The organism is Nocardioides insulae DSM 17944 (assembly GCF_000422825.1).
Taxonomy (GTDB): Bacteria; Actinomycetota; Actinomycetes; order Propionibacteriales; family Nocardioidaceae; genus Nocardioides; species Nocardioides insulae.
Window position 1 is genome coordinate 783,189 of record NZ_KE383929.1, and the last position, 21,563, is coordinate 804,751.

20 protein-coding genes and 1 tRNA gene are annotated in these 21,563 nt (G+C 71.6%); 6 read left to right on the plus strand and 15 right to left on the minus strand.

Annotated features, from left to right (window positions below):
- Positions 1-110: 110 nt before the first annotated feature.
- A complete protein-coding gene (locus G515_RS0118100) occupies positions 111-1,325 on the plus strand; it encodes an oxygenase MpaB family protein (protein WP_028661294.1) in 1,215 nt (404 codons plus the stop codon).
- Between the two features lie 25 nt (positions 1,326-1,350).
- On the opposite strand, the gene G515_RS0118105 is transcribed toward G515_RS0118100, so the two are convergent.
- Together G515_RS0118105 and G515_RS0118110 are read right to left on the minus strand one after the other, a co-directional pair.
- On the minus strand, positions 1,351-2,517 hold the full coding sequence (locus tag G515_RS0118105; protein ID WP_028661295.1) for a TetR/AcrR family transcriptional regulator: 1,167 nt from the start codon (positions 2,515-2,517) through the stop codon (positions 1,351-1,353).
- 249 nt (positions 2,518-2,766) lie between these two features.
- Positions 2,767-2,843 (minus strand) — tRNA-Met (locus G515_RS0118110).
- A gap of 94 nt (positions 2,844-2,937) precedes the next feature.
- On the opposite strand from G515_RS0118110, the gene G515_RS0118115 reads away from it, so the two are divergent.
- From G515_RS0118115 to G515_RS0118135, 5 genes are all read left to right on the plus strand, one after another.
- Positions 2,938-3,444, plus strand: a complete 507-nt coding sequence (locus G515_RS0118115; protein WP_028661296.1) for an O-acetyl-ADP-ribose deacetylase — start codon at positions 2,938-2,940, stop codon at positions 3,442-3,444.
- Between the two features lie 365 nt (positions 3,445-3,809).
- A complete protein-coding gene (locus G515_RS0118120) occupies positions 3,810-4,307 on the plus strand; it encodes a copper chaperone PCu(A)C (protein WP_169570691.1) in 498 nt (165 codons plus the stop codon).
- 23 nt (positions 4,308-4,330) lie between these two features.
- Complete coding sequence (locus G515_RS0118125) at positions 4,331-5,566, plus strand: Dyp-type peroxidase (protein ID WP_028661298.1); 1,236 nt, start codon at positions 4,331-4,333, stop codon at positions 5,564-5,566.
- Positions 5,563-6,195, plus strand: coding sequence for a copper resistance CopC family protein (locus G515_RS23675; RefSeq protein ID WP_051218548.1), 633 nt, complete (start codon positions 5,563-5,565; stop codon positions 6,193-6,195). Before G515_RS0118125 ends, G515_RS23675 begins: the two co-directional genes overlap by 4 nt.
- Entirely contained in the window at positions 6,176-7,396 is a 1,221-nt protein-coding gene (locus G515_RS0118135) for an MFS transporter (protein ID WP_028661299.1), read from the plus strand. The genes G515_RS23675 and G515_RS0118135 overlap by 20 nt, the downstream gene beginning before the upstream one ends.
- A 5-nt stretch (positions 7,397-7,401) precedes the next feature.
- Here G515_RS0118135 and G515_RS0118140 read toward each other — a convergent pair whose 3' ends face one another.
- From G515_RS0118140 to G515_RS0118200, 13 genes are all read right to left on the minus strand, one after another.
- A complete protein-coding gene (locus G515_RS0118140; protein ID WP_051218549.1) occupies positions 7,402-10,245 on the minus strand; it encodes an FAD/NAD(P)-binding protein in 2,844 nt (947 codons plus the stop codon).
- Between the two features lie 19 nt (positions 10,246-10,264).
- Positions 10,265-10,804 carry an NADPH-dependent FMN reductase gene (locus G515_RS0118145; RefSeq protein WP_051218550.1) on the minus strand — a complete coding sequence of 180 codons (540 nt, stop codon included), beginning with the start codon at positions 10,802-10,804 and terminating at the stop codon, positions 10,265-10,267.
- A 9-nt stretch (positions 10,805-10,813) separates the two neighbouring features.
- Positions 10,814-11,326 (minus strand): flavin reductase family protein, encoded by a 513-nt coding sequence (locus tag G515_RS0118150; RefSeq protein WP_028661302.1) that lies wholly within the window; start codon positions 11,324-11,326, stop codon positions 10,814-10,816.
- Between the two features lie 52 nt (positions 11,327-11,378).
- Positions 11,379-12,086, minus strand: a complete 708-nt coding sequence (locus G515_RS0118155) for an alpha/beta hydrolase (RefSeq protein ID WP_028661303.1) — start codon at positions 12,084-12,086, stop codon at positions 11,379-11,381.
- Complete coding sequence (locus tag G515_RS0118160; protein ID WP_211221075.1) at positions 12,083-12,688, minus strand: cysteine dioxygenase family protein; 606 nt, start codon at positions 12,686-12,688, stop codon at positions 12,083-12,085. Before G515_RS0118160 ends, G515_RS0118155 begins: the two co-directional genes overlap by 4 nt.
- On the minus strand, positions 12,685-13,410 hold the full coding sequence (locus G515_RS22255) for an enoyl-CoA hydratase/isomerase family protein (protein ID WP_051218551.1): 726 nt from the start codon (positions 13,408-13,410) through the stop codon (positions 12,685-12,687). The genes G515_RS0118160 and G515_RS22255 overlap by 4 nt, the downstream gene beginning before the upstream one ends.
- Positions 13,411-13,477: 67 nt before the next feature.
- Entirely contained in the window at positions 13,478-14,626 is a 1,149-nt protein-coding gene (locus tag G515_RS0118170; RefSeq protein ID WP_028661305.1) for a CaiB/BaiF CoA transferase family protein, read from the minus strand.
- A gap of 1 nt (position 14,627) precedes the next feature.
- Positions 14,628-15,782 (minus strand): LLM class flavin-dependent oxidoreductase, encoded by a 1,155-nt coding sequence (locus G515_RS22260; protein WP_051218552.1) that lies wholly within the window; start codon positions 15,780-15,782, stop codon positions 14,628-14,630.
- Positions 15,779-16,897 (minus strand): ABC transporter ATP-binding protein, encoded by a 1,119-nt coding sequence (locus G515_RS22265; RefSeq protein WP_084653707.1) that lies wholly within the window; start codon positions 16,895-16,897, stop codon positions 15,779-15,781. Before G515_RS22265 ends, G515_RS22260 begins: the two co-directional genes overlap by 4 nt.
- Entirely contained in the window at positions 16,894-17,985 is a 1,092-nt protein-coding gene (locus G515_RS22270; RefSeq protein WP_084653708.1) for an ABC transporter ATP-binding protein, read from the minus strand. The genes G515_RS22265 and G515_RS22270 overlap by 4 nt, the downstream gene beginning before the upstream one ends.
- Positions 17,969-18,910, minus strand: a complete 942-nt coding sequence (locus tag G515_RS22275; RefSeq protein WP_051218553.1) for an ABC transporter permease — start codon at positions 18,908-18,910, stop codon at positions 17,969-17,971. The genes G515_RS22270 and G515_RS22275 overlap by 17 nt, the downstream gene beginning before the upstream one ends.
- On the minus strand, positions 18,907-19,965 hold the full coding sequence (locus G515_RS22280; RefSeq protein WP_084653709.1) for an ABC transporter permease: 1,059 nt from the start codon (positions 19,963-19,965) through the stop codon (positions 18,907-18,909). Before G515_RS22280 ends, G515_RS22275 begins: the two co-directional genes overlap by 4 nt.
- Positions 19,962-21,530 carry an ABC transporter substrate-binding protein gene (locus G515_RS0118200; protein ID WP_028661306.1) on the minus strand — a complete coding sequence of 523 codons (1,569 nt, stop codon included), beginning with the start codon at positions 21,528-21,530 and terminating at the stop codon, positions 19,962-19,964. Before G515_RS0118200 ends, G515_RS22280 begins: the two co-directional genes overlap by 4 nt.
- Positions 21,531-21,563: the final 33 nt, after the last annotated feature.

A 21,563-nucleotide genomic window follows, 5' to 3' on the forward strand; every position in this document is an offset into this window, starting at 1 on the left:
ATCGGAAATCACATCGGTGAGCGACCGGGAGCACGTGCTCTGCCCCCCTCGACAGGCATGCTGTCCTGCCCTCCCGGCTGCCCCGAACCATCTCGGAAGCGGGTAAGTAAATGAGTAATCTCAGTAGGCGTGGCGTTCTCAGTCTCGGGGCCGCCCTCGGTCTTGTCGGTGCCGCCGGCACCAGCCCGGCCTGGTCCTGGTCTCCTGCGGGCTCCGTGGCCGGCTCCGGCCAGATGAGCGACCCGCAGTGGGTCTGGGACGACGAGATCGACCGCCTGATGGCCTCCTACCTGGAGTCCGGCCAGGTGCCGGGCATCAACGCGGCGATGAAGTCGTGGACAGACAACGGCTCGGCGATCCCGTCAGCCTTCCCGGCCGAGCTCCGCACCTATCTGCAGCGCAGCACCAAGCTCCCGACATGGGCGGACCCTGAGAAGCTGCGCCTCGCCGCCGACTTCAACCGGCGCAAGGACACCTACCTGTTCATGCTCTACGGCCTGGGCAGCGGGATCATGAGCACGGTCATCCCGCGCGAGGCCAAGTCGGTCTACTGGTCGGCCGGCGGCGCCGACATGAAGGACCGCGCGGCCAAGACCTTCACCTTCGGCTACGACCTGGCGGACCTGAACGCCTTCGACCCGGACGGCCAGTTCCTGGTCACGGCCAACAAGACGCGCATGGTGCACGCCGCCGTACGACACCTGCTCCCGCAATCGCCGTACTGGAAGGCCGTCGCGGACGAGAACGACGGCATCCCGATCAGCAACGGCGACATCCTGGTGACCTTCCACAGCCTCGGCACCTTCGTGCACAAGAAGCTGAAGGACTGGAAGGTCCCGATGACCGCTGCGGAGGAGGATGCCTTCCTGCACCACTGGCAGGTCGCGATCTCACAGCTCGGTGTGCAGGACCGGTTCATCCCGAAGACCTGGGCGGACGCGCACGCCCAGTCCGCACAGGTGCTCACGCCGATCCTCGCGCACACACCCGAGGGCGAGGATCTGGCCGAGGTGCTGCTCAGCCTGACCGCCGAGCTCGACCTCGGACTGACGCGCGGACTCCTGAACGAGTTCGTCCGCTACATGCTCAGCGACGAGATCGGCGACTGGCTGGGCCTGCGCCGCGACTACGCCGCCGCCGCCACGATCCGCACCGTCTGGCCGGCCTACATCGGCTTCCGGGAGGGGACGATCAAGGTGGCGCCGGTCGGGTGGCGCACCTTCGACCAGCTCCTGCGGGCGATCGCGATGATGTTCCTCAACGAGGGATCCTCGACGCAGTCGACCGCGATCACGATCCCAACAGGCAACCGGGCCGGCATCTGACCCGACGCTCGCCGGCGTCTCCGGATCATTCCGGTGCATCCACCCCGAGCGCGCTCAACACCAGCCGGGTGACGGCGTCGCGGTTGCGCTGGGTGTTGTCCCACCGCAGCCGTCGCCCGGCCTCCACCACCACCCCGAAGCCCGCATGCACCAGCACGCGGGCCGCCCGGGCATCCAGCTCCGGCCGGGCCGAGCGCAACTGCTGGGCCCACACCGTGATGTGCTCGCGCTGGGCCAGCAGCAGCGGGCGCTGCACGTCGACCGGAAGACCGACCAGTTCGGCCTCCGCGACACTGGTCAGAGCGGTGTGCTCGAAGCTGAAGGCGACATACACCGCGGCCAGCGAGCGGACCGCCGCCTCGGCCTCCTCGACCCCGTCCAGTGATCGGTCCACCGCCTGGTTGAGGAGGGCGACGGCTTGCAGACAGGCCGCAGTGAGGATGTCGCCCTTGCCCGGGTAGTGGCGATAGATGGCCGACGGGGCCAGCCCCACCGCCTCGGCGATCCTGCCCATCGTGACCGTGGCGAAGCCGTCCCGGTGGAACAGGGGTACGGCGGCGGCGAGGATCTCGCCGCGACGCGTGCGCGGGGGCGGCTGGGCCGGCAGATCCACCGCCCGACCACCCAACGCTTCGCTCGGATCGGTCGACGCGACCCGACGAGCCGCGTCGAGCAGCAGTCCTTCGACCCGTCGCTGCGCGATCGAGGTGCGGTGCCGGGTGATCGAGCCGATCGCGCCCAGCGCCGCGGCTGCCCGCAGGTCCGCATCCGGCCATGGATGCTCGCGTCGTACCGACTCGGTGACCCGTCCGACCACGTCGCCGAACTTGCCCCGGAGCACCTCGCGGTCCGCCCGGTCGAGATAGCGGGCCTCCCAGCGATACACCCCACCGGTCTCACGGTGGTCGACGGTCACCCTGGTGATCGCAGCCAACCTCCTGGCCAGGTCGGCGTCGGGCGGGAGCCCGTCGAGGGCCTCGAGCAGCCGGTCGACCATGTTGTTCGCACACTGCGCGAACAGGGCGTACTTGTTCGGGAAGTGGCGGTACACCGCCGCAGCGGTGATACCCACCCGCGCTCCGATCTCCTCCATCGAGGCGCCGTGATAGCCGCGCTCGTTGAAGACCCGGCCCGCGGCGTCGGCGATCAACTGCTTGCGGTTGCGCGGTCGGGTGGCCGGTTCAGCGCTCACCGTGCCACCGGACGTGAGGCGTGAACGGACCGGACATGGCGCAAGTCAACCACCTGCCGGGCGACGGCCACGAGGCGTCCTAGGACTCGACGACCGGGATGCTCAGGCCCATCCGGCCCTCTGCCGGAGGGCCCTTCGACACGAGCGCACCTACACGGCTGATCCGCCGTCGCTCACTCGCTCGAGAAACACAACAGCGGGCCTACGTAAACGTAGGCCCGCTGTTGTCGATGTCCACCGACATCACATTGGTAGCGGGGGCAGGATTTGAACCTGCGACCTCTGGGTTATGAGCCCAGCGAGCTACCGAGCTGCTCCACCCCGCGTCGCTGAACAGGACACTACGCCATCCACCGGAGCCCACAGAATCGGGGGTGGTCGCAGGGTTGTCTCGGCGCTGCGGCGACCCAGAATCGGAACATGGCCACCCTCACTGCCATCCACGGAGACATCACTGCGCAGAGCGTCGATGCGGTGGTCAATGCCGCCAACAACGCGATGAGGGGCGGTGGGGGTGTGGACGGTGCGATCCATCGCGCCGGCGGGCCCGACGTACTCGCCGACTGCATCGCCCGATTCCCCGACGGGCTCGCCACCGGCGACGCCGGCTGGACGGTCGCGGGCAACCTCCCCGCCAGGTGGGTGATCCACACCGTGGGCCCCAACCATGCCGCGGGTCAGCGCGACCGGAGCCTGCTGATCTCGTGCTACCGACGCTGCCTCGAGGTGGCGGACGAACTCGGCGTGCGGAGCATGGCGTTCCCCCTCATCAGCGCGGGCGTGTACGGCTGGCCCAAGGACGACGCCATCGCAGCGGCGGTGGACACCCTGGCCTCATCCCCCACCGACGTCAGCGAGGTCCGATTGGTCGCTTTCGACCGTGCGACCCACGCGCTCCTCATCACCGCGGTCGAGGGTGCCGACTGAATCACACCGACACGCCCCACTCACCGATCATCACCGACCGAGCCGCACCCGACCGCCGGCCCAGCTGAGTCACCCGGCGCCGCCGTCCTCCCCCTTCCCTTGGGCCACTCCTGCACGGCTCCTCGATACCGGCTGCCGGCCGCCACCGTGGGAAGATGGGCGGCGGTTCGCCCCGTCCTATGGAGGTATCTGTGCGCACTCGACGCGTCTCGGCAGCACTCTGCGGCGCCGCCCTGACTCTGACCCTGGCCGCCTGCGGAGGGACCGATGAGGGGTCTGCGACGGCCTCGGAGAGCACCTCCTCCCCGAGTTCCTCGGGCGCGTCCGCCGGGACCGAGGAGGCCGCAGGGGACGAGGGTGCCGCGGTGACCGCGGTCGACCCCTGGATCAAGTCCGCTGAGAAGGGTGGGATGACCGCCTTGTTCGCCGACCTCACCAATGACGGGTCCACCGAGGTCGTGGTGACGGGGGCGAGCAGCCCCGCGGCCAGCACGGTCGAGTTGCACGAGACCACCCAGGGCAGCGATGGATCCTCGATGATGAAGCCGGTCGAGGGCGGGTTCACCGTGCCGGCTGGCGAGAGCCACGAACTCGAGCCGGGCGGCGACCACGTCATGCTGATGGGACTCACCAAGGCCCTCAAGCCCGGCGAGCGCGTCACCGTCGAACTCCAGTTGGAGGACGGCAGCACGTCCTCCGTGGAGGCGATCGTGAAGGACTTCGCCGGCGCCGACGAGAACTACGGCGACTCGGAGTCCGAGGACTCCATGGATGGCATGGACGACATGGACCACGACGACATGGGTGACATGGACGGGATGGACCATGGCGCCGACTCGCCCTCGAACGGCAGCGGTTCCTGAGACCGGTCCCTGAGGTAGTGCAGATGAGTTCATCCCCCCGACGCTGGGGCCGGCGCCAGGTCTTGCAGTCGAGCGCTGCCGCGCTCGGCGGTGCCGGGCTGGGCTGGTCGGCGGCGGCCGGGCTGCTCCCCGCCCCTGCCGCGGCGGAGGAGACGACCGGCGCACCAGCGACGACGACCGTCCCATCGCCGGGCAACGAGACCGTCTCCTTCCACGCGGCCCACCAGGCCGGGATCGCGACGCCGCCACAGGCGACCCTGACCCTGATCGGGCTCGACCTGCGGGACGGGGTGACGAAGCCCGACCTGGGCCGCATGCTGTCCCTGCTCAGTGACGACGCCGCCCGCCTCACCCGCGGCCTTCCCGCCCTGGCCGACACCGAACCCGAGCTCGCCGAGCACCCTGCACGGTTGAGCGTCACCTTCGGGTTCGGTCCCCGGGTGATGGACCAGCTCCTCGGCGGCCGGGTCGGTGGCCTCAAGGCGCTGCCCGATTTCAAGACCGACCGGCTCGATCCGGCCTGGGGACAGACCGATCTCGCGGTGCAGATCTGTGCCGAGGATCCCCTCACCCTCGCCCACGCCCGCCGGATGATCCTCAAGGACTCCGCCGACTTCGCCACCGTGCGCTGGCTGCAGGAGGGGTACCGCTACGCCCACGGCACGGTGCCCGACGGCACCACCATGCGCAACGTGATGGGCCAGGTGGACGGCACCGTCAACCCCGTCGAGGCCGACCCCGACTTCGCCTCGCTGGTGTGGTCGCAGCAGGCCGGCTTCGAGGGCGGCACCTTCATGGTGGTACGCCGGATGCGGACCGAACTCGACACCTGGGACAAGGTCGACCGCCCCGGGCGCGAGGCCACCATCGGCCGCACCCTCGACAACGGCGCCCCGCTGACCGGTACCTCCGAACACGACGAGCCCGACTTCGAGGCCACCGATGACCTGGGCTTCCCGGTGATCGACCCCGCCAGCCACGTCGCCCGGGCCCGGTCCGAGGACCCGGCGCAGCGGTTCCATCGACGCTCGTACAACTACACCGTCCCGGATCCCTCCCGTCCGACCGGGGAGGACAGCGGCCTGGTCTTCATCGCCTTCGCGGCCGACCTGGAGCGGCAGTTCGTGCCGGTGCAGGCCCGCCTCGCCGAACTCGACCGCCTCAACGAATGGGTGACCACCATCGGCTCAGCCGTCTACGCCATCCCGCCGGGCGCCGCGGAGGACGAGTACGTCGGCCAGGGGCTGGTGGAGCGATGAGCACCCGTCGTCCCGTGGCGGTCGCGATGCTGACCGCCCTGTTCGCAGCGTTCCTGATCGCGCTCGTCCCCTCCCCTGCCTCGGCCCACGCCACCCTGATCAGTTCGACGCCCGCCGACGGCGCCGAACTGGCCGAAGCGCCTCGCGAGGTGACCCTCGAGTTCAGCGATGAGATCGCCGATCCGTCGTACGTGATCGTCACCGACCCGCACGGCACCTCCATCGGGCTGGGCGACGCGGTCGTCGACGGCAACCTGGTGACCCTGCAGATCGGCAACGGCGGGGAGGGCAGCTACACGATGGCCTACCGCGCCACCTCCTCCGACGGCCACCAGATCAGTGGCGAGATCGGCTTCAGCGTCGGGACACCGTCCGAGTCCGGTGGCGAGACCGAGGGGCCCGACCAGGCGCCGTCCTCGGACGCCGGTGCCGATGCCGGTGCGAATGCGGACGAGGCTGCCGGTGACGAAGGCTCCGCAGCGGCGAAGCCGGCCGGATCGGGCTGGGACCGCACCACCGTCACGATCACCGTCGCGGTGCTGCTCTTCATCGGGGCGGCGATCCTGTTCCTGCTCGCCCGTCGTACGCCGATGCGCGAGGATCGTCCGGGTGAGTCTGGGCGAGGGTGAGGCGGCGCTGAGACCGGCCCGGCGGGCGGTCTCGGCGCTGTTCTTCGTCAATGCGGTCCTGTACGCCAACCTGATCCCGCGGCTGCCGGAGATCAAGGACCAATTGGGGCTGAGCAACGCCGGCCTCGGCACGGCGATCGCGGCGATGCCGTTCGGCGCCCTGGCCGCGGGCTTGCTGGCCCCGCTGCTCATCCAGCGCTTCGGGTCGGGACGGGTCGGCGCACTCGGGCTGGTGCTCCTGGCGTTCGCGGTGGCCGGTGTCCCGTTCGCCGGCAGTTGGCTCGGCCTCGCCGCGGTCATGCTGGTCGTGGGCAGCCTGGACGCCGTGGTGGATGTCGCCCAGAACGCGCACGCACTACGACTCCAGCGCCGTTACGACCGCTCGATCATCAACTCCTTCCACGGCATGTGGAGCCTCGGTGCCGTGACCGGCGGCCTGCTCGGGTCTGCCGCCGCCGGCCTCATCGTCCCGCTCGGCCTGCACCTGTTGATCTCCGCGGTGGTCTTCAGCGTGGTCGCCCTGGTGGCGGGCCGGTGGCTTCTGCCCGGCCCGGACGGCCAGGCACGTGCGCAGCGGACCACCACCCCGGTACGCCGTCCCACCGGGCGGGTCGTGCTCCTGGTGCTGGCGCTGGGTGTGCTCGCCTCCTGCGGGGTCTTCGTCGAGGACGCCGGGGCCACCTGGAGCGCCCTCTACCTGCGAGTCGAGGTCGGCGCGACGGCCGCGCTGGGTGGGCTCGCCTTCGTCGCCCTCCAGGCCGCGATGACCGTGGGCCGGTTCACCGGGGACCGCGCGGTGGACCGGTACGGCGCACCCCGTGTCGCGCTGGTCGGCGGAGCAGCGATCGCGCTGGGGATGGGGCTGGCCCTGACGGTGCCTTCCGTGCCGACGACCCTGGTCGGGTTCACCCTCGCCGGGCTCGGCACCGCGACCGTCATCCCGCTTGCCATGCACACCGCCGACGAGCTTCCCGGACTCGCCCCCGGTGTCGGTCTCACCGCGGTCAACTGGCTGCTGCGGGTGGGGCTGCTCCTTTCGCCGGTCGCCGTCGGGCTGGTCGCCGACGCGTCGAACCTCCGGGTCGCGCTGCTCAGCGTGGTCATCGCCGGTGTTGGGGTGATGCTGCTGGGTCGACTGCTCGGGCCACGGCAGCCATCGCCCGTCCCGGCCCCGTCGTCGGTCCGGCAGTGCGATGGCTGAGCCACTCACTCCGAGCCGAGTGTGATCGGGCTCGCCGACACCCTGCTCGCGAGCGCATGGGCGCGGCGCGCGTCCAGCGGTGAGTCCCGCCGCTCGAGCCGTTCGGAGAGGACGGCCGATGCGGCCTCCGCGTCGCCCGCGTGCACGAATCCGTAGAGCATGGCTTCCTCCACGACCTCGCGCTGCGCATCGGAACCCCCCACCCGGGGCAGCACCGGCAGAAGTTCCTGGAGGCGCTCGGCCGCCCCGCGCCAGTCCTTCTCCAGCAGGGAGCCGAAGGCGCGACACACCGGTGCCACGACGCTGCGCAGGGTCGGGTCGGCGGCCCCGAGCGCGTGGACGCCGAGTCGGCGAAGCCCCTCCGCGTCACCGGCAGCGGTCCGCGCGATCGCCGCATGCAGGGCCACGAAGGGAGTCTCCGGCCGCTCCAGCAGTGCGGGGTCGGCCGCCGCCAGGATCGGGCCGATCGGAGGCGTCGGCCCCTCCCCCGCGAACGCCGGCGCCGCGCCCATCGCCGCCGCGGCGGCGTCCCAGCCCGAGGTGGTGAGATGCCAGCGCCACAACAGTGAGGCCGAGTCCACCAGTGCTCTCACCCCCGTCACCGTGTCGGGGGCGAGCTGGGAGTAGTAGCGGTGGCGTACCGCCTCGGTGTCCCCCAGCGCGAGCTCGTGCAGCGCGGCATGCCAGGAGAAGTGTGCCCGGTGGCTGGCCGAGCGGCCGCTCTCCCGCACCCAATGGTCCAGCCAGGCCCGGCCCTCCTCGTGCTGGCCGGTCTCGTAGAACACGTGGGTCTGGGCGTGCACCGCATGCCCGGAGGTCGGCTCGCAGGAGAGCGCGCTCTCGGCGAGCATCCCCGCCTCCTCGAAGCGTCCCTGGTCCTGCCGGGTGAACGCGAGCAGGGAGATGTACCACCAGTGGTCGCCGTACGCCGGTGCCAGCCCCTCGACCAGGTCCCAGGCCTCGCGTCGTACGTCGGTCACCCCGGAGAAGGCGATGGTGGGCACCGCCGCCGACACCGCGAGAGCGTCCCGAGGGTGCGTCGCCACATGCGACATCAGCGCCTGGGCACCCGTCTCCCCCAGGTCCTCCACCCGGCGTCCGACCACCTCCACGAAGCTCGCCTCGCGGGCGTCGCCGCGGGTGAGGATCGACGCTCGGGCATCGCCGAGGCTGGCGCCGACGTCGATGTCCGCTCCCGCCTCGTGCCCGAGCAGCGCGAGCGCCGCGTGGGCGACGGCGAAGTCGGGGTCGAGCCGGGTCGCCTCGCGAATCAGGTCCTCACCGCCCGACTGCAACCGCATCACCCGCTCGAGGCCGGCGTTGTACGCGGCCGCGGCCTCGGCGGTGGTGGACAACGGCAGCCCCAGCGGGTCGCGGGGGCGTGCCACCGGGTGGTGCCCACCGACCCACCGGCCGTCCTCGAGCCGGCGCGGCAGCGGTGCGACGGCGTCCAGGATCGACGTCGCCACCCCGGATGCCTGGACCCGGATCTCGGGCACCGCCGTGGATTCCCACAGCTCGCCTCGGCGCAGCGCGCCGAGCGTCCAGATCGGGGCCTCGGTGTCACCGAGGCCGCCGATCAGTCGTCCGCGATCGGTGCTGAAACCCATCCCAGCGGAGGCGACCGAGGCGATCGCACCACCGGGGCGGGAACGCAGCAGGTCGTCGAGGAGCGGATTGCCCAGCGTCCGGATGTCGGCACGCGGGCCGGTGCAGTTGACCACCCAGCCGACGTCGCGGCGGCTCCCGTCGGAGAGGGAGACTCGCACGCCACCGCGCTGGAGCGGCTCCGCGTCGCCCACCGTGAGCGCCTCGACCCGCAGCCGTCCGGTACTCCGCAGCGAGTCGACCAGGGTCGCACTGGTGGGCGGCATCCGATGGCGCAGCGTGTTCCACCCGCCGGCGTGCTCGGCCACGAATCGATCGCGTTCGCCGTCGTCCAACCGCTCCCACAGTTCCGCGATCCGGTAGCGCAGCCCGTCGACCGCCGGCCGCCAGTCCCCTGTGGTCGCCCGTACGTCGTGCAGGTGCCGCTCGGCCCGCGGCAGGATCTCCTCGAGGGTGCCTCCCCAGTCGGAGATGTCGGGGATGGCCGCGAGCTTCGGCACCGCCAGGTGCGCGCGCGGCAGCCGGCCGGTGCGGGAGACCGCGTGCAGGGTCCGGTCGGGGCGGTTGTCCCCGGCGGAGAGCGAGAGCACGACGTCGACCATGGTGAGCCCCGCCCCCACGATGAGGACATCGGAGGGACCGGCCGCGTCCCGGCGTACGACGTCCAGCGCTCCCGTCGCCCATGGGTCGGGCACGAAGAAGGCGGAGTCGCGCAGCGACTCCGCCGCCCAGGAGTCACCCGCGCCGGGCAGACCGGTGGCGACCACGATGGCCTCCGCGGCCAGGCGGGCGCCTTCGCTGGTGAGCGCCGTCCAGCCCGACCCGGTCCGCAGTACCCCGACCGCGCGCGTGCGCAGGTGCCGCAGGGTGACCAGAGCGTCCGCCTGGAGTTCCTGGGTCAGGGTGTCGTCGAGGTATCGGGCGAACTGTCGCCGCGCCACGAAGGCGTTGGCATCGGCGTTGCTGCCGACCTCCTGACGACCGAGCCAGGCGACGAAGTGGCCCGGTTCCTCGGGCAGGGCTGACATCCCCGAGGCGGGCACGTTCAGCAGGTGGTCCTCGTCGGTCGTGCCGAACGCGACCCCCCGGGCCCAGCGGTCGGCCGGGTCGAGGAGGAGCACCTCGAGTCGCGTCGAGCGGCGGCGCGCAGCGCGGGCCAGGTGCAGCGCGGTCAGGGTGCCGGCGGCACCCCCGCCGGCGACGACGACACGGGGGCATTCCCCCGGTGCGCAGTCCCTCACGGGGCGCCCGCCCCACACCTCACACCACCGCCTTCGCCGCGAGCAGTGCGTCGAACACCGGGCGGGCCCGGTCGAGCCACGGCTGGTACACCGCGGGCTCGTCGTACTGCGCATCGATGACGTAGAGCCCGCCGGCGGGCACGGTCGCCCCGAGCTCGGAGAGCACCGGCCGCAGGGTGGTCTCGACCGCCAACGCGTGGCCGGGACCAGCACCGAGCATGAGCGGCGCCGCGAGGACGCCGTCCAGCCCGCCGCCGGGGAACCTGTCCATGAACGCCTTGAGCAATCCGGTGTAGGCGGCCTTGTACGTCGGGCTGGCCACCACGACGACGTCGGCGCCGGCGACGCTCTCCACCGCCTCGGAGACCTCGTGTGCGGACTGGTCGAAGAGCGAGCCGCCCAGCTCGGCCAGGTCGAGCACGATGTCCGGCTCGGTGTCGGTGAGTCCGCGGGCGAGGGTGGTCGCGGCGGCGAGGGTGCGCGACCGGGGCTTGGGATTGCCGACGACCACGGCGGTGCGCGGCGAGGTGGTGCGGATGCGGCGGGTATGGATCGACATCGGTTCCCCCTAGGCGGGCTGTTGCAGCGTGCCGAAGCCGCTGCGGTGGAAGATGAGCGGTGGCAGGGCGGTGGCGTGGTCGGCGTGCTCCACCCGGTGGAGTTGGAGCAGCACCAGGATGTGGTCGCCGGCGTCGACCTCGCGGTAGATCGTGCAGTCGAAGCGGGCCAGCCCCTCGTCGAGCAGTACCGCGCCCTCCTCGGTGGTCACCCGTGGGACACCGGCGAAACGTTCGTCCACCGGCCCGGCCAACTGCCGGCACACCGCTGCCTGCCCGTCGGCCAGCACGGTCACCCCCAGATGTTCTGCCCTGCGCAGCGCCGGCCAGGTCTTGGAGGTGACGGCGAGGTTGATCGAGACCAGCGGCGGGTCGAGGCTGACCGAGGTGAACGAACTGGCGGCGAGTCCGAGGGTCTCCCCTTCGACCTCGGCCGCCACCGCGACGACACCGGTGGGGAAGAAGCCGAATGCGTGCCGCAGTCGGGTCGGGTCGAGATCCTGATTGGTGTTCAGCGTGGTCACGAGAAGGTGCCTTTCGCTCGGGGATGCGTGGCAGAGGAACCGATGGGTGGGATCACGGGTGAGCGCTCACCACCTCGGGGAGACCGGACCCGAGCCGCAGTGACTCGAGGAACAGCACCACGGTCGCCGCGACCGAGCGGTGCGCGAGATCGTTGAGGACGTCGTGCCGCCCCCCTGCCACTACCCGCAGCCGGGCCCGCGGCGCGGTCTCGGCGAGCGCGGTCACCTGCGCCACCGGGGTGATGGTGTCGGCGGACCCGTGCAGCACCAGGAGCGGCCGCGTGGTGGGCAGCGTCCGAAGTTCGGGACCCGGAACCGGGTCGGCCAACCGCCCGCGGGTGAAGTCGGTGTCCTCACCGATCACCCGGCGATGGACCGGACAGGCGGTCCGAGCCTCCACCTCCTCCTCCCAGGAGTCGACGTGTGCAGGGGCTCCGGGCAGCGCGAGACCCGCCAACACGCCCGCGTCCGCGTCCACGCGGCCGAGGAGGCGCGCCACTGCGGCGGCCCCGCTGTCGGAGCCGAGCAGCACCCGCGGCGCCGGCAGCGACTCCTCGGCCAGGAGCTTCTCGATCCGCGCCCGCACCGCATCGGGCACGTCGAGCCCCTCGACGTACCGCACCCGATACGAGTCCGCAGCGAGGCGACGGCCCAACCGCGCGTACGACGCCGCCGTCTCGCCCCGTCCTGGTACCAGGATCACGGTGCCGCGCGGCGTACCACCGGTCGGCTCGTCCCAGCGTGTCTCCGGGCGTCTCATGCCGCCCACTCGCTGGTGAACCAGTGCACCGCGCCGGTCTCCGAGTCGTAGGAGCGACGTGGAAGGGTGCCGATGTCCGCGCCGTAGACGTGGATGCCGATCACCGGTTCGTCACCGCCGCAGCGCACCTGGTGGACGTCGTCGTCGGTGGTGCAGCAGACGGTCACCTGGCCCTGGGTCCACTCGTCCGTCCCCTCGGGCACCAGGGGTACGTCGGGAACGGCAGGCTTCTCGAAGCGGGTCTCGACCTCGACACCGCGGTAGATCCCGACCACGCCCCAGGTCTCGTGGCCATGGACGGGCGTGCCCTGACCTACGTTCCACACCGCGCTGGCGATGGAGAAGGAGCCGTCCCCCTCCACGTGCAGCGGGTACATCACGTAGCGATCGGGGTCGGGACGGGTCTTCTCACCGGGGAGCTCGAAGCCCGCGGCCAGCACCCTGGTCAACTCCTGCTGAATGGCTCGGGTGAGGGCCCGCTCGTCGAGGCCCGCTCCGATCAGGGCCCGCACGCGGGCGGCGAAGGCGTCCAGCTGCGGGACGTCACTGCGCACGGGCACCACGCGCCGGGTGTCGGGCTGGCTGGTCCGGGAACTGGTCATCTGTTCTCTCCTTCGGGGAGTGGGCGAGGTGCGGTGGGCAGCGAGGCCACGCCGGCGTAGGCGGCGATCCGATCCCGGAGACCGGGACGTGCGACCGAGCGGGCCAGCGCGGCGAGGGCGGCGTCGTGGTCGACCGGCGGTCGGCCGGCGGCCAGGAGTGCGGGGCGGGCACAAGGCTCGGTGGTCGACCAGTCCCGGAGCAGTCCGGGCAGGTCCTCGGGTGTTCCCGTCACCAGACCGCCGGTCTGCTCCGCGGTCAGTGGCGCTCCACCCGCCAGCCCGACCGATCGGCTGAGCGCGGCCAGGCGAGCGGTGCCGAGGACGACGCCGAAGCGGGCGCCGGGGAAGCGGAAGGTGGCCCTCGGCGACGCCAGGCGGTGGTCGCAGGCGGCGACCAGGTCGGCTCCGGCACCGACCGCGCTCCCCTCGACCACCGCGACGGTGAGGTACGGCGCCGTGGCGAGCCGCTCCAGGAGCTGCCCGATCCGCAGGAAGCGAACGGCCAGCGAGGCGTCGGACTCGTCGTGCAGCCCGGCCACGTCGAAGCCCGCGGCGAAGTGCCGCGGGTTGCCCCGCAGCACCACTGCGGTCGGCCGGGCGTGCTCGGCCTCGGCGAGCAGGGCAAGGAGCGACTCGACCAGGTGCGCGGAGAGCGCGTTGGCGCGCTCCGGGCGGTCCAGCGTGAGCGTCCAGACCCGGCCTCGATCAAGGATGAGGCTCATCTCTGCCCCCTACCGGTTGTTCGCCCGAGGCGCTTTCCGGAGGAGCCGTGTGCGTCGGTGGGGTGACTCATCGGCCGGCCCATTCGGCGTACACCTCCGGATCGGCGCCCAGGCGTGGGGCGCCCCGGTCCAGGCGGGGCGACTCCCCCTCGATCCGGACGGGGAAGACCACGGTCGAGGTCGGCCCGGCCAGCGGTACCTCGACCGTGCCGACCAGGCCGGTGGCCTCGACGTGCGGGTCGGCGAGGATCTGACCGAAGGTGTTGACCGGGCCGCAGGGCACGCCGCGCGCGCTCAGTTCGGTCAGCCAGTGTGCTCGCTTCTCCTCGGAGAACCTCGCCGACAGCAGCGACTCGAGTTCGACCTGGTTCCTCACCCGGTCGACCTGGGTGCCGAAGCGGGGATCCTCGACCAACTCGGGCCGTCCGACGACGTCCGCGACACAGGCCCAGAGGCGGTCGTTCCCCGCGGCGAGGGTGAATTCGCCGTCGGCCGCCGCGAACCCCTGATAGGGCGCATTGCGGGGATGGGCCGTGCCCAGCCTGGCCGGCTCGCGACCGGTTCCCCAGTACTCGCTGGTCTGCAGCGCCGAGATGCCCAGGAGGCAGTCGAGCATCGGGCAGTCCAACCTCACCGAACGACCGCTCGCACGGACCTGCGGGAGGACGGCGGCGATCGTGTACGCCGCATAGAGGCCGGCGGTGAAGTCGCCCACCGGGACGCCCGCCTTGACCGGTCCGCCATCGGGTTCGCCGGTGACGCTCATCAGGCCGGACATCCCCTGGATCACCACGTCGTAGGCGCCGTCGTGCGCGTAGGGACTGCTCAGCCCGTAGCCGGAGATGGAGCAGTACACCAGCCCGCGATGGTCCGCGGCGACCGTGTCGTACCCGAGCCCGAGCCGGTCCAGCACGCCGGGACGGTAGTTCTCCACGACCACGTCCGCCGCTGCCACGAGGGCTCGAGCGCGCTCGAGTCCGACCGGATCCTTCAGGTCGGCCACGACCGAGCGCTTGTTGCGGTTGACCGAGGCGAAGTTGTGGCTGAACCGTTCCTCGCCCTCGACGGCGAACGGCGGCCAGGCCCGCATCTGGTCTCCGCTCGGCGGCTCGACCTTGACCACGTCGGCGCCCAGGTCCGCGAGCAGCATGCCCGCGAACGGACCAGCCGCGACATGAGCCAGTTCGACGACCCGGATCCCCTCCAGCGGTCTCATCTCAGCCGACCGCCCGGGTGCGCTCGGCCGCGGCCGCACGGTGCGCCAACTCCTGTCGGACCAGCGGCAGCAGGTCGCGGCCGTAGCCGATCGCGTCGGCCAGCGGGTCGTAGCCGCGGATCAGCACGGTGTCGACCCCGATCTCGACGTAGTCGAGGATCGCCGCCGCAACCGTCTCCGGCGAGCCGACCAGGGCGGTCGAGTTGCCGCCTCCCCCGACCGCTGAGGCGGTCGGCGTCCACAGGCACCGGTCGTGCCACTCGCCCCGCGCGGCCACATCGAGCAGGCGTTGGGAGCCGGTGTTCTCCGGTGCCCGGCCGGTCGGGTGGAGCTTGCCGTGCCGTGGCTTGAAACGCGCCCCGACCTCACCGTTGATGGTGCCGAGGATCTCCTGCGCCCGTTCCCACGCCGCGGCGTCGGTCGCGCCCAGGATCGGCCGGAACGACACCGAGATCCGGGGACGTTCGGGACGTCCGGCCGCGACCGCCTGTTGAGCCACCGTGGCGATCTGCTCACCGGTCTCACGCAGCGGCTCACCCCACAGCATGTAGGTGTCCGCGTGCTTGGCCCCGACGACGTACGCCGCCGGCGAACTGCCGCCGAAGAAGAGCTCGAGGTGCCGGTCCTGATAGGGGAACACCTGCGGATCCGCGCCCTCGAAGCGGTAGTGGGTGCCCTCGAAGCTGCGCGGGCCGCGGGTGTCCCAGGCCGTCCGCAGGATCTGGAGGTACTCGTCGGTGCGGGCGTATCGCTCGTCCTTGAGCAGGTAGTCGCCCTCCCTCCGCTGCTCGGCATCGGTTCCGCCGCTGACGATGTTGAGCGCGACCCTGCCCCTACTGAAATGGTCGAGGGTGGTGAAGGTGCGCGCGGCGAGGGTCGGGTGGACCACACCCGGCCGGTGCGCCACCAGCAGACCGAGACGCTCCGTGTGCGCCGCGGCGTACGCCGCCACCTGGGTGCCCTCGGCCCAGCCGGAGCCGTAGCCGATGAGGACCCGGTCGAAGCCGCCGTCCTCGTGCGCCTTCGCGAATCGGGCGGTGTACTCGGGGTCGATGACCGGGCCGTGGCCGGGTCGGATCTCGGAGGAGTCCGAGGTGCCGATCATGCCGAGGAGCTCGACGTCTCGGTAGCGGGCTCGGGGATGGTGGGTGCTCATGCTGTTCTCCGATCGAGGCTCTGGGTGGGTACGGGCGAGGTGGCGGTGGTGGTGCCGCCGTCGGGGTCGGTGTCGAGGTGCCGGCGCCACTCGCCCGCCGCATGGCAGGCCGCCTCCCGACGGGGGTGCTCCGGCACTTCGGCGAGCTCCGGCTGGTCCTCGCACGCGTCGTGGACGAAGCGGCACCGCGCGGCGAACACGCAGGCGCGGGGACCCGGCTGGAGCCTCATCGCGGGGTCAGGCCGGAGCTGTTCCGGACGGATCCTGGATCCGTGGACCACACTGGGCGCCGAGGCCACGAGCAGGGCCGTGTAGGGATGGGCCGGTTCCTCGAGCACGCCGCGGACGGGGCCTTGCTCGACGATCCTGCCCCGATAGAAGACGGCGACCCGGTCGGCGATGCCGGCCAGCGAGCTCAGGTCGTGGGCGATGATCACCACCGCGAGGTCGAGTTCGGTACGCAACCGGTCGAGCAGGTTCAGCACGAGATTGCGGTTGGACACGTCCAGCGCGGAGACCGGTTCGTCACAGAAGAGCAGTCGGGGCCGGGTCGAGACGGCCCGCGCGATGGCCACCCGCTGACGCTGTCCTCCCGAGAGCTCACGAGGACGCCGTCCCGCGACCGTCTCCGGCTCGAGCCCGACCAGCCGGAGCGACTCGGCCACCCGTTCCTCCCGCTCGCGCGGGGAGAGAGCAGCGGCGATGTCCAGCGGCTCGCGGACCAGGTCCGCCACTGTGAGGTCGGGATCCAGCGAGCGGAGCGGGTCCTGGAAGACCAACTGCACCCTGCCGGAGCGGCGGAAGGCCCGCCGGGCCCGGCCGCGCAGCCCACCCAGGTCCTCGCCCGCGAACTCGATCGATCCAGCCACGGGCTGCACCAGGCCGACCGTCGCCCGGGCCAGGGTGGTCTTGCCGGAGCCCGTCTCACCGACGATGCCGACGATCTCCCCCGCCCGGACGTCGAGGTCGGCGTCGCTCAGGGCGGCGCCGGTGCCCAGGGCGGTGCCCTTCCGGGGCGGTGCGTAGGACACGGAGAGTCCGCGGACCCGTAGCAGGGGGCCCGCTGTCCGGACCTCGTCGTCGGTGAGGTGCGCGACGTCGTGGATCGTGCTCATGCCGAGAGCTCCTCGCTGATCGGGGTCGTGGCGCCGTCGGCGAGCCGGACGCAGCGGGCCAGGCGCCCCTCGCCGAGGTCGGTGACCGGGACCGGCCCGGCCAGGCAACGGTCGGTGACGGACGGGCAGCGCGGGGCGAAGCGGCATCCCGGCATCTGCTCCCCCGCGGCCGGTGGCTGACCGGGGATGACGTCCAGTGTGCGGCGCTCCCACGAGCCGATGGACGCGACGCTCATCAGCGCCTGGGTGTAGGGGTGCCGCGGATCGCCGAGCACCTCCTCGGTCGGGCCGCTCTCGACGATCTGCCCGCCGTACATCACCAGGATCCGCTCGCAGGTCTCGGCCACCACCGCCAGGTCGTGGGTGACCAGGAGCAGCGAGAGCCGGTGGGTCTCGCGCAGCCGGCGGAGCAGGGTGAGGATCTCGGCCTGGATGACGACGTCGAGCGCGGTGGTGGCCTCGTCGGCGATGAGCAGGTCGGGCTCGCAGGAGATGGCGATGGCGATCAGGACTCGCTGCAGCATCCCGCCGGAGAGCTGGTGCGGGAACTGGTGGAAGACGCTGCCCGGGTCGTGCAGGCCGACCTCGCCGAACAGTTCGACCGCCCTCAGGTTCGCCGCGCGGCGGGAGAGGCCTCGCTTGACCCGCAGTTGCTCGGCCAACTGATGCCCCACCGTCAGCGACGGATTGAGGTAGGAGGCGGGGTCCTGGAAGACCGCGCCCACCCGCGCCCCCCGGATCTCGTCCCAGGTGGCGCGTCCGGCGGCGGTGAGGTCGACGCTCCCCGCGCCCTCGCCCAGGGTGATCCGGCCCTCGTCGACGTGGCCGCTGTCGGGCAGGAGCCCGAGCACGGCCCGGCAGGTCAAGGTCTTCCCGCTCCCCGACTCGCCGACCAGGCCCACGGACTCGCCGCGACCGATCTCGAAGGAGACGTCCTGGACGGCTACCAGGTGATCGGCAACGGAGACCTGGAGACCGCTCACCCGCAGTGTGCGTTCGCGGTGCTCTTCGACGTGCCCGGCGACCGCACCGGACCGGTGGTCCTGGGGGTGCGCGTGCTGGAGGTCGGGGTCAGACAGGGACGACATCGTGCTGCTCCTTCCGGGGCGCGGGGACGTGGCTGATTCCCCGGCGGCGCCGGCGACGGCGCCGGGGCGCCGCGCCGGTGACGTCCCGGATGGCGTCGGCCAGCAGGTTGAGCGAGCCGACGGTCGCCATCATCAGGGCCACCGGGAAGATCGGGGCCCAGGGCTGCTGGGCCAGGTAGCCGAGGTCGGCCGAGAGCATCCCGCCCCAGGTCGGTGCCGGGGGCGTGACGCCGAGTCCGAGGAAGGAGAGGGAGGCGACGACCAGGAGCGCCGAGCCGGTGGCCTGGGCCGAGGTGACCGCGACGTTGGGGAGCACCTTGCTCCAGATGTGGGTGCGCAGGGTCCACCATTCGGTGGCGCCCATCAGTTCGGCCGCCTCGACGTACTGCGCCTTGCGCAGGCCGAGGGCCACCGAGCGGGTGATCCGGTAGAAGGTGGGGCTGATCAGGACGCCCACCGCGATCATGGCCTGCTGGAGACCGTTGCCCAGGGTGCCGGCGACCGCGATCGCGAACACGGTGAAGGGCAGGATGACCAGGGTGTCGCTGATCCGCAGCGAGATCCATTCGAGCCGGGGGCCCAGCCACACCGACGCGAGCCCGGTGGGGACGCCGAGCGCGGCACCGATCAGCACGGCCTCGACGGCGCCGAGGACGGAGAGTCGGGTGCCTGCCATCAGCCGGCTCAGTACGTCGCGCCCGACGTAGTCGGTTCCGAGCAGATGAGCCGCGCTGGGCCCTTGGAGGACCTCGTCGGTGTACTGCTTGATCGGGTCGTGAGGGGCCAGCGCCTCGCCGAAGACCGCGAGGAACGCGATCCCGGCCAGGACGAGCAACGCCACCCGGGCGCTGGGAATGCGCCACAGCGCCGTGAGCGCCGCAGGAAGCGCGGGCCGGCGACCCTGTGCGCGCGTGGACGTCCTCATCGCGCACCCCCTCGCGCAGCCCGGGCCACCCCGTCGCTCCGGCGGGCCGCGGGGTTGAGCAGGTTCTGGAGGATGTTCACGACCAGACTCGCGGCGACCACGATCACCGCGGTGACCAGCAGGGTGCCGAGCACGACGGGCACATCGCCCTTCTCCGCGGCGTCCAGTGACAGTTGGGCGATCCCGGGGAGCGCGAAGAGCTTCTCGGTCACGACCGCACCGCCGATGACCAGCGGGATGGCCAGGCCGATCACGGCAAGGGTCGGCCCGGCGGCGTTGCGAAGCACATGGCCGAACAGCACGCGGCGCCGGCGGAAGCCGCGCATCTCGGCACCGATCGCGTAGTTCTGGTGCAGCTCCCCGACCAGCGAGGTGCGCAACTGGCGCGCGATCGACGAGGCGACGTCCAGGCTGAGCGCGAAGCTCGGCAGGATCGCGAACCGGAGCCACTGGACCGGGTCCTGCTCGAGGGCGACGTAGCCGCCCGCGGGAAGGAGCTGGAGCTTCACCGAGAACAGGACGATCAGACCCATGCCCATCACGAACGGCGGCAGCGTGCCCAGCAGCGAGCACACCAGCGTGACTCCGCGGTCGAGGATTCCGCCATTGCTGAGCGCGGCACCGATGCCGGCGCTGCCGCCGATGACCAGGGCGAGCAGCAGTGCCAGCGCGGCGATCGAGAGGTCCACCGGGAGTGCCGTCCGGATACTGTCGGTGACCGGGATGGTCGTGAACCACGACCTGCCCAGGTCGCCGGTCAGGGCGTTTCCGACCCAGGAGAGGTACTGCACCACGAGCGGCCGGTCGAGGCCGAACTCGTGGTTCATCCGCGCGATGTCCTCCTCGGTGGCGGTCTCACCCAGCACGGCGGCGGCCGGGTTGCTGTCGCTGAGCGCACCCAGGGCGAAGGTGATCAGCGAGGCCAGGAAGAGCACGGTGGCCGTGACCAGGACGACTCCGCGCAGGGAGACGGCCCAACCGCGGACCCGCGCCAGCCGCTCTCCCCGTCCCCGGACCGCACCCCACCCGGTGGCTGCGGTGGCCGTGAGGCTCACGAGACCTTCACCCCCTCGAAGCGACGCAGGCTCGGCAGGGCCGGGAGCTCCGAGACGCCCTGACGCGCGATGATGTTCGGCACCAGGTACAGGAACGTGTTGGGGAACGCCCTGACCGCGATCTCGGTCGCCTTCTGCAGCAGCGCGGGATAGTCCGGATCGTCGGTGGGGGTCTGCTTGACCTTGGTGAGCTGGGCCTCCAGGTCGGGATCGGTCTCGCGTCCCGGGTTCATCAGCCCCTCGGCGCCGAACAGCACCTGGAAGGCCTGCACCGGCGACTCCCGTCCGGCGAAGCCGTCGTAGGTCAGCGCCCTCGAGTGCTCGATATAGACCAGCTGGGTGGCCTGAGTCCGTGGGATGGTTTCGATGGTGACGTCGAACCCGACCCCGTCGAGCTGAGCCTGAATGAGTTCGATCACCGCACTGGACAGCCCCGAGTCGGTGAGCACCACCGGCACCGGCGCGGTGTACCCGGCATCGCTGAGGAGGCGGCGCGCCCGCTCGGGGTCGTAGGCATAGGCGTCGGCGAGCGATTCGGCGTAGCCGACGTACCCGGGCGGGAACGGTTGGTAGTTGACGTCGCCCACCCCGAAGTTTGCGACCTCCTTGATCTTCTCCCGGTCGATGGCGAACTTGAGCGCCTCGACCACCGCGGGGTCGTCGAAGGGCGCCATCCCGCTGTGCACGTCGAGCACCGCCACGTACATCGAGTCGATGACCTGGACCTCGAGGCCTGCGTCCTTCGCCTGCTGCACCTGGGCGCCGGAGAGCCGCCCGAGGTTGTACTGCCCGGACTGGACGGCGGCGACGGCGGTCGCGGGGTCGGCCTGGGGGTACAGCTCGAAGGCGGACACCTTGATCTCCTCGGCCAGGAAGAACGAATCGTTCTTGGTCATCGAGGCGTGGTCGTTCTGGATGTACTTCGTCACTGCGAAGGGGCCCGAGCCAGCGGGCTGGGTCGCGAGCGCGGCAGCGTCCTTCTCGAAGGCCGCGGGGTTGACCACCATGCCGGTCTTGCCGGCGAACAGCAGTGGGTACTGATAGTCGACCTCCGCCAGGTCGAGGACGACGTCGCGCTTCCCGGAAGCGGTGACCTTCGCGATCGTCGTCATCTGCGGCGCGATCAGCGAGCCGTCGGCCGTGCGGCCGCGCTCGATGGACTTCGCCACCGCGGTGGCATCGATCGGCGTACCGTCGCTGAAGGTGAGGCCCGGTCGCAGGGTGAAGGTGACCCGTCGCCCGCTCTTGTCATACCTCCACGACTCAGCCAGCCAGGGCACGGCGTTGCCCTGCGCGTCCAGCGCAGTGAGGGGGTCGTAGACCAGAGCGAGCATCTGGACGTCGGAGCCGGCCGAAGAGGTGACCGGGTCCCAGGTCGTGGGGAGCTGCCAGGCCCAGGTGATGGTGCCGCCCCCGGCGCCGCCGGAGCCGGCCGCGCCCGTGGTGGAGGTGCCACCGCAGGCCTCGAGCGCGAAGATCAGGCTCGCGCCGAGTCCGAGGCTGAGGAACCCCCGTCGGTTGAGCGGGAGGGCGGGCTGCTGGCTGGAACGGGTCTGCTTGGCCATGACGAGGAGGCCTTTCGTCGGCTCGGGAGTTGG

Bases quoted from the DNA above. Each gene is read 5' to 3' on its own strand.
- G515_RS0118125 (WP_028661298.1), top strand. From the start codon at position 4,331: ATGAGTTCATCCCCCCGACGCTGGGGCCGGCGCCAGGTCTTGCAGTCG.
- G515_RS0118155 (WP_028661303.1), bottom strand. From the start codon at position 12,086: ATGAGACGCCCGGAGACACGCTGGGACGAGCCGACCGGTGGTACGCCG.
- G515_RS0118200 (WP_028661306.1), bottom strand. From the start codon at position 21,530: ATGGCCAAGCAGACCCGTTCCAGCCAGCAGCCCGCCCTCCCGCTCAAC.
- G515_RS0118160 (WP_211221075.1), bottom strand. From the start codon at position 12,688: ATGACCAGTTCCCGGACCAGCCAGCCCGACACCCGGCGCGTGGTGCCC.
- G515_RS0118170 (WP_028661305.1), bottom strand. From the start codon at position 14,626: ATGAGACCGCTGGAGGGGATCCGGGTCGTCGAACTGGCTCATGTCGCG.
- G515_RS0118145 (WP_051218550.1), bottom strand. From the start codon at position 10,804: ATGTCGATCCATACCCGCCGCATCCGCACCACCTCGCCGCGCACCGCC.
- G515_RS22270 (WP_084653708.1), bottom strand. From the start codon at position 17,985: ATGTCGTCCCTGTCTGACCCCGACCTCCAGCACGCGCACCCCCAGGAC.
- G515_RS23675 (WP_051218548.1), top strand. From the start codon at position 5,563: ATGAGCACCCGTCGTCCCGTGGCGGTCGCGATGCTGACCGCCCTGTTC.
- G515_RS22255 (WP_051218551.1), bottom strand. From the start codon at position 13,410: ATGAGCCTCATCCTTGATCGAGGCCGGGTCTGGACGCTCACGCTGGAC.
- G515_RS22265 (WP_084653707.1), bottom strand. From the start codon at position 16,897: ATGAGCACGATCCACGACGTCGCGCACCTCACCGACGACGAGGTCCGG.
- G515_RS22275 (WP_051218553.1), bottom strand. From the start codon at position 18,910: ATGAGGACGTCCACGCGCGCACAGGGTCGCCGGCCCGCGCTTCCTGCG.
- G515_RS0118115 (WP_028661296.1), top strand. From the start codon at position 2,938: ATGGCCACCCTCACTGCCATCCACGGAGACATCACTGCGCAGAGCGTC.
- G515_RS22260 (WP_051218552.1), bottom strand. From the start codon at position 15,782: ATGAGCACCCACCATCCCCGAGCCCGCTACCGAGACGTCGAGCTCCTC.
- G515_RS0118100 (WP_028661294.1), top strand. From the start codon at position 111: ATGAGTAATCTCAGTAGGCGTGGCGTTCTCAGTCTCGGGGCCGCCCTC.